Origin of the sequence: Clostridium hydrogenum (assembly GCF_021432385.1) — a bacterium.
In the GTDB taxonomy this organism is placed as follows: domain Bacteria; phylum Bacillota; class Clostridia; order Clostridiales; family Clostridiaceae; genus Clostridium_S; species Clostridium_S hydrogenum.
Window position 1 is genome coordinate 159,920 of sequence record NZ_JAEACT010000004.1, and the last position, 12,075, is coordinate 171,994.

General features: G+C 30.0%; 9 protein-coding genes. 3 read left to right on the forward strand and 6 right to left on the reverse strand.

Annotated elements, in window-relative coordinates:
• Positions 1–89 precede the first annotated feature (89 nt).
• Entirely contained in the window at positions 90–1,361 is a 1,272-nt protein-coding gene (locus tag CUEA01_RS19090) for a 2-hydroxyacyl-CoA dehydratase subunit D (protein ID WP_234123518.1), read from the forward strand.
• A complete protein-coding gene (locus CUEA01_RS19095) occupies positions 1,361–3,046 on the forward strand; it encodes an acyl-CoA dehydratase activase (protein ID WP_234123519.1) in 1,686 nt (561 codons plus the stop codon). Before CUEA01_RS19090 ends, CUEA01_RS19095 begins: the two co-directional genes overlap by 1 nt.
• A gap of 829 nt (positions 3,047–3,875) precedes the next feature.
• On the opposite strand, the gene CUEA01_RS19100 is transcribed toward CUEA01_RS19095, so the two are convergent.
• The 4 genes from CUEA01_RS19100 to CUEA01_RS19115 form a co-directional block, all read right to left on the reverse strand.
• Positions 3,876–5,000 carry a DUF1648 domain-containing protein gene (locus CUEA01_RS19100; RefSeq protein ID WP_234123520.1) on the reverse strand — a complete coding sequence of 375 codons (1,125 nt, stop codon included), beginning with the start codon at positions 4,998–5,000 and terminating at the stop codon, positions 3,876–3,878.
• Between the two features lie 27 nt (positions 5,001–5,027).
• Positions 5,028–5,405 (reverse strand): GntR family transcriptional regulator, encoded by a 378-nt coding sequence (locus CUEA01_RS19105; protein ID WP_234123521.1) that lies wholly within the window; start codon positions 5,403–5,405, stop codon positions 5,028–5,030.
• 603 nt (positions 5,406–6,008) lie between these two features.
• Positions 6,009–6,383, reverse strand: coding sequence for a VOC family protein (locus tag CUEA01_RS19110; protein ID WP_234123522.1), 375 nt, complete (start codon positions 6,381–6,383; stop codon positions 6,009–6,011).
• 468 nt (positions 6,384–6,851) lie between these two features.
• Positions 6,852–7,454 carry a hypothetical protein gene (locus tag CUEA01_RS19115; RefSeq protein ID WP_234123523.1) on the reverse strand — a complete coding sequence of 201 codons (603 nt, stop codon included), beginning with the start codon at positions 7,452–7,454 and terminating at the stop codon, positions 6,852–6,854.
• 572 nt (positions 7,455–8,026) lie between these two features.
• On the opposite strand from CUEA01_RS19115, the gene CUEA01_RS19120 reads away from it, so the two are divergent.
• Entirely contained in the window at positions 8,027–10,060 is a 2,034-nt protein-coding gene (locus CUEA01_RS19120) for a methyl-accepting chemotaxis protein (protein ID WP_234123524.1), read from the forward strand.
• A 287-nt stretch (positions 10,061–10,347) separates the two neighbouring features.
• Here CUEA01_RS19120 and ribH read toward each other — a convergent pair whose 3' ends face one another.
• Positions 10,348–10,818, reverse strand: a complete 471-nt coding sequence (ribH, locus tag CUEA01_RS19125; protein WP_234123525.1) for a 6,7-dimethyl-8-ribityllumazine synthase — start codon at positions 10,816–10,818, stop codon at positions 10,348–10,350.
• Between the two features lie 20 nt (positions 10,819–10,838).
• The gene (locus CUEA01_RS19130) at positions 10,839–12,044 is read right to left on the reverse strand and encodes a bifunctional 3,4-dihydroxy-2-butanone-4-phosphate synthase/GTP cyclohydrolase II (protein ID WP_329604010.1); all 1,206 of its coding nucleotides are present in this window, start codon (positions 12,042–12,044) and stop codon (positions 10,839–10,841) included.
• Positions 12,045–12,075: the final 31 nt, after the last annotated feature.

The following is a 12,075-nucleotide window of genomic DNA, read 5'->3' on the forward strand; positions in this document are numbered from 1 at the left end:
TTTATTGGCACAAATTTGACAATATCACTATTTTTAGGTGTATAATTATTACATGTTAGTTTAATAATTAGTTTGCGAGGTATAAAAAAATGGACTTAATAAAATCCTACAGTGATTACATAAAGAAAAACATCAATAACCCAAATAAAGTTTTAAATCTTTTAAAAACCGGATTTTCATTTGAAAAATTTAGAGTTTCAGCTTTTAAAGACAAAGACTTACCAGATTCACTTAATTATCTAAATAAGTTATGTCTTAAATTCATACTTAACCCCCTTAAAAACCCATCAAATTCAGGCTTTGTAACCATATTTGCCCCAACTGAACTTTTACATGCAATGAATATACATCCATTTTTAATAGAAGGTTTTTCTTCATTTCTTTCAGGTATTCAATGTGAAGACGTATTTATAGATTATGCAGAAAAACTTGGAATTTCTGATACACTTTGCAGTTATCATAAAGCTTTCGTAGGTGCTATGGATTCTAACGTTGTTCCAAAGGCAAAATTTGCTTTAACTTCTTCCATGATTTGTGATGGCAATCTAAATACATTTAGGCATATTTCTGAAAAGCACAATATCCCCTACTACTTTTTAGATATTCCTTATGAATATAGTGACGATACTGAAAAATACGTTGTAGATCAACTTCACGAAATTGTAGAATTTTTAGAGGACACAATGCACCTTAATTTTGATGATGAAAAGCTTAGAGAAGTAGTAAAAACAGAAAATGATTCAAAATTGTATATGCGAAAATTTTATGAAAGCTTAAAAACCAAGTATTTTCCTAATACACTTACTTTTGAAATGTATAAGTTATTTACTTCCCACATGGGCATGGGCAAAAAAGAAACTTTAAAGTTTTATGAAATGCAAGCAAAAGATATAGAAGCTTACGGTGAACCAACAGGAAAAAGGATACTTTGGAGCCACCTTATCCCTTTTTATAGTGAAACCTTAAGAACATATTTTAACCTAAATCAAGACTATCAACTTTTAGCTTGTGATTATAATTTCGATAACACAGCTGAAATGGATTATAACAATCCTTATGCTGCTATTGCAAAAAAACTCATTCAAAATAAAATGAATGGTCCTTTTAGCAATAAAATAGGAAACATTTTAAAAATGACTAAAGATTTTAATGCAGATGGAGTTGTAAATTTATGTTCCTTTGGCTGCAAACAATGCAGTGGAGGTACTATGCTTTTAAAAGATGCTCTAAAATCAAAAAATATTCCTTATTTATCTATTGATGGCGATGGTGTAGATAGAAGAAATGCCCATGAAGGTCAAATCAAAACGAGATTAGAAGCATTTATGGAAATCATAGACAGCAAGGAGGAAACATTATAATGATAGGATACGTTTGTAAATATACCCCTTCTCACATTATAAAAAGTTTTAATGAAGAGGCAGTAAGAATAAACCCTTCAGTTAGAGGTTTTGATAAAGCTGAAACTCTTATGCATCCTAATATATGCACCTATGCAAAAGCAGTTCTTGAGGAATGTATTAATTCAAATATTTACAACATAGTACTTGTAAACTGCTGTGACAGTATAAAAAGATTATATGATGTATTAAAAAGTGATGAACATTTTAAATTTGTTTATTTGATAGATGTTCCAAGAAAAAGAAATAAAGCTTCTGACCTTATGATGAAAAGTGAAATATTAAAATTCATAAATGCTATGGAAGCTTATACAGGTAAAAAATTTGACGAAGATAAATTTATAAACTTAGTTAATTCAAGTGCTAAACCAGAAACAAGTACATCATCAAAAATAAATATAGCACTTATGGGTTCAAGGGTAAAAGATACCTTTATAACTCAGCTTGAAAATGAGGGAGTTGCTCTAAATTACAATTACACTTGTACTGGAGATACTTCAAAATCAACAACGCTTAATAAAAATGAAGATTTTCTTTTAGCCTATTCTTCATTTTTGCTAAATGCTTTTCCATGCATGAGAATGGTTGATAATCATGATAGAATTAAAATTTTAAATGAAAACCTAGGTAATTTGGATGGAATAATATATCATACAACTAAATTTTGTGATTCATATTCCTATGAATATGCAAAGCTAAAAGATTCAATTTCTCTACCTATATTAAAGGTAGAAACTGATTATGCAGAGGAAGGTAATGGTCAAATGAAAACTAGAATAGAAGCCTTTATTGAAACAATTAAAACAAAAAAAGAAAATACTAACGATACTGAAGTTAAAACTAATGAAAAAATTTCTTCTTCAGATAAAGATATTTTAGTTGCTGGTATAGACAGTGGTTCTACATCTACAAATGTTGTAATCATGAATAAAGCTAAGGAAATACTCGCTTCTTCTGTAGTAAGAACTGGTGCCAAGAGCCAAAATGGTGCAGAAAATGCAATGAAGGAAGCTTTAGATAAACTAAACATAACTAGAGAAGAGCTTACCAAAATAATTTCAACTGGTTATGGTCGTGTAAGTATACCTTTTGCAGATGAAGAAGTTACTGAAATCACTTGTCACGGAAAAGCTGCTTATTTTCTAAATCACTCAGTTAGAACAATAATAGATATAGGCGGACAAGATAGTAAAGCTATAAAACTTGATGACAAGGGAAATGTAATTGACTTTGCTATGAATGATAAGTGCGCTGCTGGAACAGGAAGATTTCTTGAACTCATGAGCCGCTCTCTTGAAGTTCCTCTTTCCGAGATGGGTGAAAAATCTTTAAATTGGCATGAGGATATAAGTATAACAAGTATGTGTTCTGTTTTTGCGGAGTCAGAAGTAGTTTCACTAATTGCTCAAAACAAAGAAATTCCAGATATAATTCACGGTTTAAACAAAGCTGTTGCAGGTAAAACTGCCGCTCTTGTAAATAGAGTTGGTAAAAATGGCGATTTTATGATGACAGGTGGAGTTGCTAAAAATGTTGGAGTTGTAAAATGCCTTGAAGAAAAGCTTGAAAATAAAATATTTATACCTGAAGAACCTCAAATAGTTGGAGCAATCGGAGCTGCACTTATCGCCTTAGAAACACTGTAAAACAATGCACAATTCACAGTTCACAATGAAGGAAGATTTGCCTTCCTTCCGTCAGGTAAATCTTAAATTATAAGCTTCGCTTAGCACCATAAATGGTGCTATTGCGTAAGCAATAAAAAAATAAGTTTTAAGATTTTCTGTAGCTTTGCTACAGAAAATCTACATTCATTGTGAATTGTGCATCGTGAATTGTGAATTTTTTTTTATTTTGTGCATATAAAAAAATAATATGGTTATCATATATAGTGTCAAAGGATTTAAAGTTGTTGAGCGAAGAGTAATTAGGGTTTAATTTATTTAAGCTCGAAATTATTCGACCTGCGATATGTATAAGATTAAAATCAAATTCAATTACTACTTTTTAGTAATAATTAGCTTATGTGAGGTTTTATGCATGTTAATGGACGATTATTACAAGTGTCCATAAAGCTTTATATAGATTAAACTGTATATGGTTCTAAGATATTTATAATAGTCAAGCGAAGATTTATTAACGTGCCGAAGGTATTATACGGCTTAATCCCGTTAATACTAAAGGTTATATTAATTGAAATATTTATATAGTTTTTAAGGTACGTTAATAAGTCGAATGAAGATTTATAAATGTAATGAGATGCTTAAATAAAAAATAAAAGGTTTATCTAGGTGTGTAACTATGTTTACAAGTCGTAATAAGATGACTTTAAGTTCTAGACAATAATGCGTAGAAATCATATGATTTCTACGCATTTTAAATTATGGCTATGTTTTAAATAGGTGTTGATTTTTACACTTATTTAAAACATAGCTTCCTTTAGTAAGTTTGGCTATTTTTAAAACATAGCCTAAATTATAATTTCAATATTGCTGGTATGAGACTGCAAATTACAACAATAATAATAAATATATATATTGAAATTCCTACCTTTGACCCTGCATTAATAGTCCAACCAATGCCAACTCTCTTTTCAACAAAAATAGCAGGATCGTTTTTATTATAATATATCATGCCCAACTTCCAAAACTTATCATCATCTCGAACAGGTATCTCATGTTCCGCTTTACAACCTTCTATTTTAAGTCTGCTTCCGCCTTGTCCAACTTTTATAGATAAAGTTATTGATACAATTGTTATTATAAAATATATTACTAAGTAAAAAGCAAGAAAATCATTATTATTAAATTTTATTATTTTCATAATTGTTAAATCTAATGTTATAAATATAAATTGAGTAATGTAATTAGATATTATAATATATGTTGCCCATATTTTTCTAAACTTAATATTTCGTTTTTTTGAACCTTCTGGATCACTTGCGCTTATCTCTTGTCTACTCCAACCTATAATTTTAAATGAAAAAAACATTGCTATTAACATAATAAGCTGAAATATAGGCATCATAAGAACAGACAAATAGGATTTATTTGAATAACCATCAACTCTTCCAGCCGCATTCCAATGGGAGGGATATCTGTTTGGAAGCTTGTCTAATGCATAAAAATTCATTATTATGCAAATTACAATAAGTAAAATAGATGGTATAAACCACATTGAAGAAGGCATATATTTTTTAGCCTTTTCCTTACTAAAGTTGGTATCAACAACAACTATTTGTTTTTTAGTTTTTAACCAGCCCTTTTCCTTTTTTAGTCTTGAAACCATTCTTTTATGCACATAAAAAATCAAGAAATCCATTGCCATAAAAGGAAATAATACATAATCAATTATATATGGATTTTTAGAATTATATATAATTATGGAAAATACAATCATAACTGGTATGCCAATAAATAAATTTGCGCATATGTACTTTTTCCCTATATCTCTAATTTCATAACTTCTTCTTTCACTTTCTGGTATTCGCACACCTAAAAATATGTCACTCCTAGATACATTCAAGTAAATAATCTGGCTTATAATTAAAATTAACATTATAAAAGCAGATAAGCAGCTATTATATAAATTCTCATTCATAATATCACCTCAAAATAAAAAATAAATTTATATGTTGTATTTATCAAAAATTCTACTGCATAAATTTAAAAATTCATCTTTATTCATACCTCTACAACTGCTATCAGCTATTATGTATTCAAGTTCTTCATTCAATTCTTCTTTAAATTCATCAGTATTATTTGGCATGCTTTCACTTACAACTGCACCTATTCTTCTATCTATATTTAAATAACCTTCTTGTTTCAAAATGTTGTATGCTTTATTTACTGTGTGAAGATTTATACCAACATCAACTGCCATTTGTCTTACTGATGGAAGACTTTCTCCTTTTTGAAGTTCACCTTTGGCGATTCCCTTTACTATTTGCATTTTTAGCTGTTCATATATCGGCGTGTCTGATTCAAAATCTATACTTATAAGCAAAAAATCACCTTCTTTAGAAATATAATTTCATTACTATAGATATCTAATTTGAAAAATACAAATTATAAATACAAAATATATACTGTTAAATTACAACTTGTAGAGCAGAGTACAGATGACAGAGTACAGAGTACAGTGAATGATGATTTACCTTTTGCTTTGCTTAGGTAAATCTTAAACTTAATGTTGTCAGCTTCGCTGAGAACCATGTATGGCGCGATTGCGCAGCAATAAAAAAATAAGTTTTCAGATTTTTCGCAGTGCTAACGGAGAAAAATCATCCTTCTTTGTACTCTGTACTCTGTACTCCGTACTCTGTGTTAAATTGTAATTTGTAAGGATAAACTTGGTATTTGTAATTTCAATGTTTCTATCATTTTATCTCTATAGCTATACCGGCTCAACTATTAAAATTTATGTGCACCATAATGCCTAGAAGACGGCATTTTGGTACAAATAATTTTTAAGTTTCACAATGGTATATCCTTAATTATATCATACTAAAAAAAAAGGTGAATTAACAGTTTTTCAGAAGATTAAATAAATGGCTAAACATGCAAAATGAATATTTTTTTCAATTATCTTGTACACATAATTTAGTAATTATTCTTTTGACAAATCTACTGGACAAGTAACTTCTATATCATTACCTTCACTATCTGTAAATTCTAGTACTTTGTTTTTCCCTATAACCGTTAGTGGAAAAACAATTGGACAATTTAACTGTTGGAGTTTTTCTTGTATTAATTCAATATCATTTACCGTAAAACTTGGCAAGCAAGTGTTTCCACATATTTTTGCTTGTTTAACCTTTTCGTTTGCAAATAATCCATATCGAAAACCATTAATGCTAAAAACACTGTATACTTCATCTCTTTCAGTAACTTCTTGCCCCAGCAAACTTTCATAAAATTTAATTGCTCTTTCCATATCTTTCACACATATGTATAATGAATTTATTTGAAAATTTAGCTTCATAATTCTCACCCTCCTATACCTCTTTCTTAGATTATAAAACTTATTTAAAACATAGCCAATAAATAAAATGGAGCTTTCGCACAAAATAATCTTAGCGTGAAAGCTCCATTTCCATATATAAACTTGCTAAAGATAAACCACTTGGAATATTGAAATTGCAAATACCAAGTTTATCCTCACAAATGGGAATTTGAAAAAGAGTACAGTTAACAGAGTACAGAGTACAGTGAAGGATGATTTTTCTCCGCTATCACTACAAAAAATCTTAAACTTAATGCGCATAAAGCGCTTAATATATAGTGTTCAGCGCAGCTGAACCAATTAAGTTCTAAGATAACGAAAGGTAAATCCACCTTCACTGTACTCTGTACTTTGGGTGAAATTCCAGTTTGTATGGATAAATTTGGTGTTAGTAATTTAAATTTTTCAGCTTCTTTATCTATATTAAAATTAACTTTGCTTTTAATATCATACAGCATTTTCATTCACAAAGTTTACCTTTTCTGCTTTAGCTATCATTTTATTTATCTCGTAATTAGCATCAAGCCAATCATAAATCCTTGTTATATTACTATTTGTAGCTTTTCTATTATACGGTGTATCCATTAAAAGTACTTTGTAACCAGCTTTTGCGAGATTATTTGCATTTTCAAGATTGTCCTCTAAAAAAACATCACAATTTAATTCTTTTGCTTTTTTTAATTTATTATGAGTTCCTAAAACAAACAAGGTATCAAAACGAATATTGTGTTTATTTAAATATAGTAAAGTAGTCATTTCTAAAGATTTTTCCCTTGCTGTTACAAAATAAACGTTATTAGTTAAGTAAAGATCATTTATTATATTCTTTGCCCATTCCCTCAAAATTTCCTCTGAATGGTATTTAAACTTGTATTTATCGTAAAATTCTTCATATTCATTTTTATCTATATTAAGTACTTTATAAAACTCATATTCCTTAAACTCCTCATACTTAATACTTTTATTAAAATATTCAGCAGCTTTATCTAGCCAGAAAAAAGGATTTGTTATAGTACCATCAATATCAATACAAATATTTAATTTTTTCATGTACACCTCTCCTTATGCTATAATTTTATAATTTTATTTTATTCCTCTAATATTAAACCAGTATTAATTGAATGTTAAAAATAGTGTGTCAATTATATTAATTTTTTTCAATTTAATACGATATATGAGATATAGCGGCTGTGACATAAAGTTATTTTATACACAAATTTTATGAACCATTATTCAGAGTACAGAGTACAGTGAAGGATGATTTTCTTCCGCTTTGCTACAGAAAATCTTATAACTTATTTTTGATTGCTTACGCAATCGCTATATTATCAATGTTGTTCAGCGGAACTGAACAACATATAAGTTTAAGATTTACCTAACGTAAGTTTATTAATATACAAAGTTTTATTGTACTACTATTGAAAGTACTTATACTAAGTTAAAGAACCTACATGGGCTTTACACCCAAACCCCTAGTATGTGTATCCTTAACTGTACTCTGTCATCTGTACTCTGTCATCTGTACTCTGTACTCTGAATAATGGTTTACAACAATTTTAAGTTACGTATTAAATAATCTTAGTGCGACAGCCCCGTTAAATCAAAGGGAGGGATATGGTCATATGAAATTAACGAAAAAAATTCCTTTAGTCATAATATCACTTATATTTTTATCATCAAGTATCACTGCAGCATTTACTTATTACGAAACTGATTCCATGCTAACTAAGCAAGTAATATCACAAATGGACTTAGCAGATGATGGACTCAACACTACAATTAATATGATGATTGACAAGGAAAAAACAGAAGTTCAACGCCTTGCCCAAAGTAAATCAATAGTTGATTTAGCTATAAAAAGGCAAGCTAATGATAAATCTGAAGAATTTAATAATCTAGTAACTCAAAACAACAAAACTTTGGTTAAATATGTTCAGAATGCAGGATATATTGAGCATACTTTTATAGTAGATTCAAATTCTGTAATTTATTCTGATAGTTCAAATAAGTTAATTGGCAAAAGTATAGCTGATAGAACCTATTGTAAAGAAGCACTTAGTGGAAATGATACTATAAGTGAAACATTAATTTCAAAAGATACAGGCACTCAAATTCTAGTATTTGCAAGTCCTATTAAATATAATGGAACCACAATTGGTTTTGTAGGTTCTGCTTTAAAAGCTAGCAATTTTTCAAAATACTTAAAAAATGTAACTTTACCAAATTTAAATTCAAGTTATGCTTATTTAGTTGATGAAAAGGGTAATATAATTTACCATCCAACAAAATCAAAGATAGGTAAACCCGTTGATAATAGTATTGCAAAAGGTCTAATAGCAAAAATTAAACAAGGTGAAAGTATAAAGCCAGCTTCAGCAACTTACGAATTTAATGGAAGTTTAAAAATGGCTTACTATGAAGAAGTTCCAAATACTCATTGGCTAGTAATTCTATCTGTAAATAAAAGCGATGTTACTTCTTCTATAAATAAATTAATTGTAATTATATTATTAATTTCATTAGTTGTTGCACTAATTGCAATTATCATAGGTTATATTTTATCAAAAAGTATAACTAATCCTATATTGAAACTAAAAGACTTAATAAACAAAACTTCTAGGTTAGAACTAGACAAAGATAATAGCTACAGTTATCTTTCTAAACTTAATGACGAAGTTGGTGATATAGCTATTTCCACCTTCAACATGAGGCAAACTTTAAGAGATGTAATAGAAACCTTAAAACAATCATCTATAGATTTAAATGCCAATGCAGACCTTGTTGAAAAATTAGCTGTTCAATTAAAAAGTTTTTCTGAGGAAACAAGTTCTGAGACGGAAACTCTTTCTGCTGGAATGGAGGAAACTGCGGCTGCTACACAAGAAGTTTCCGCATCTGCTACTGAAATTGAAAAAGCAGTAAATTCTATATCTACTAGAGCTCAAGATGGTTCTGCTGAGGCAGATGATATTTCACATAGAGCAAATAATCTAATGAATGTATCAATTAAATCAAACACTGATACAAAGGAACTTTATAAAAATGTAAAAGAAAACCTAGAAAAAGCTATAAAAGACTCCGCCTCAGTATATGAAATTACTGACTTAACCAAATCCATACTTGAAATTACTGAGCAAACAAATTTGCTTGCATTAAACGCTTCTATAGAGGCTGCTCGTGCTGGTGAAGCTGGAAAAGGCTTTGCAGTTGTAGCAAATGAAGTGAAAAATTTAGCTAATCAATCTTCAGAAACAACAAAACAAATTGAAAATGTCATAAATGTAGTTATTAATTCTGTTGACAATTTAAGTAAGCATTCTAAAAATATACTTGCTTTCATTGATAAAGATGTCCTTAAAAATTATGAAGCTTTTATTGAAACAGCAAACCAATATGATAAAGATGCTGATACTGTAAATAGCTTTATGATGGATTTTAGTGCAATCTCTGAAGAGTTAAATGCATCAATTTCTGGAATTTCAGTTGCAATTAATAATGTAGCTAAAACTGCTAGTGATGGAGCTTACGGCTTATCATCTATAGCAGAAAAAAATCAAACCATAATGGAAAACCTAAAAGAAGTTTCAGAATGTGCTGACCAAAATAAAAAAAATGCAAACAAATTAAATAGTATAGTTGAAAAATTCAAACTGTAAAATTAATGCGAAGTAAGTGTATTGCAGGATATTAAATAAAATTAATAAATCTAAGAAGCTAATTGTTAAAAGCCTAAGAAGTTTCAATAACTCGCTCGACGCTCAAACAAATTGAAACTTCTAAGGCTTTTAACAATTAGCTTCCAAGGTTTATTGACTTTTATTTAAATTGCCCTACAACATTATTACTTCACCTAAACCGTGGGTTTAAGGAAAAAATTCCTACGTGCCTACGGAATTTTGTGATACTGCAACTTATAAGTTTTTTAATGTAATGAAGCTGTATGTTACTTAGCATTGAAATTTTTTAGTAGATTCGCCATTTCTATTGCAGTAACAGCTGCATCAAAACCTTTATTGCCTGCTTTTGTACCAGCTCTTTCTATTGCTTGTTCTATACTGTCTGTTGTAAGTACTCCAAATATAACTGGGCATTCCGTTTTAAGAGACGCTTGTGCAACTCCCTTTGATACTTCAGAAGATACATATTCAAAATGCGGAGTTGATCCCCTTATGACTGCGCCTAAACATATTATTCCGTCATAATCACCCGTTGCTGCCATTTTCTGCGCCACTAATGGAATTTCAAAGGCTCCAGGAACCCATGCCATTTCTATATTATCCTCCTGACATCCATGTCTTTTTAGTGCATCAATTGCACCTCCAACAAGCTTTGATACTATAAATTCATTAAATCTACCTGCCACTATACCAAATTTTAAATTTTCACTTACAAGTTTTCCTTCATATATTTTCATTTTTTTATCTCCTCTACATATTAAATTTCTAACAAGTGTCCCATCTTTTCCTTTTTAGTTCTAAGATAAAATTTATTTTCCTTAAAATGTTCTGTATTAATTGGAACTCTCTCCACTACACTAACTCCATATTTTTTTAATCCTTCTATTTTTTCAGGATTATTTGTTATTAACCTAACTTTTTTTACACCAAGATCTTTTAGCATTTCGGCTGCACTTCCGTAATCTCTTAAATCTGGCGCAAAACCAAGTGCTATATTTGCTTCTACGGTATCCATTCCTTTTTCCTGAAGAGCATAAGCTTTAAGTTTATTTAAAAGTCCTATATCCCTTCCTTCTTGATCCATGTAAAGGACTATACCCCTGCCTTCTTTTTGTATAGTCTTAAGTGCCATCGCAAGTTGATTTCCACAATCACATTTTAAAGAGCCAAATACATCACCTGTTAAACATTTTGAATGAATTCTAACAAGTACCTCTTTGCCATCAGCAATATCCCCCTTAATTATTGCTAAATTTTCTTTTCCATTAACAATATTTCTATAGCCAACAATCTTAAATTCGCCATATTTAGTTGGAAGTTTAGTCTCTGCTTCTCTCATAACAAAACTTTCCGTTTTCTTTCTGTATTCAATAAGCTTCTCTACAGATACAATTTTAAGGTTGTGTTCTTTTGCAAACTCAATCAACTCTGGGAGTCTTGCCATATGCCCATCTTCCTTCATAATTTCACAGCATATGCCTACACCTGTTTTAAAACCAGCAAGCTTTACTAAATCTACTGTAGCTTCCGTATGCCCTGTTCTGTCTAGTACACCATTTTTCTTGGCGCGAAGCGGAAACATGTGCCCAGGTCTTAAAAAATCTTCTGGCCTTGAATTTGGATCTGCAAGTTTATTAACCGTAAAAGCTCTTTCAAAGGCAGATATTCCTGTTGTTGTCCCTACTGCATCCACTGTTACACCAAAAGCTGTGCCATAGTACTCTGTATTTTTATCAACCATCTGGCCAATAGCTAGTCTATCCATTGTTTCTCCATCCATCGGAGTACATATTAAACCTCTAGCATACCTAGCAATAAAATTCATAGTCTCTCCAGTAACCTTTTCCCCTGCCATTACAAGGTCACCTTCATTTTCTCTATCTTCGTCATCAACGACTATAATCATTTTACCTTGCTTTATATCTTCTATTGCAGCTTCTATGTCATTAAATTTAAAATCCACTTTTCATTTACCTCCATTATCCTCTATTCTA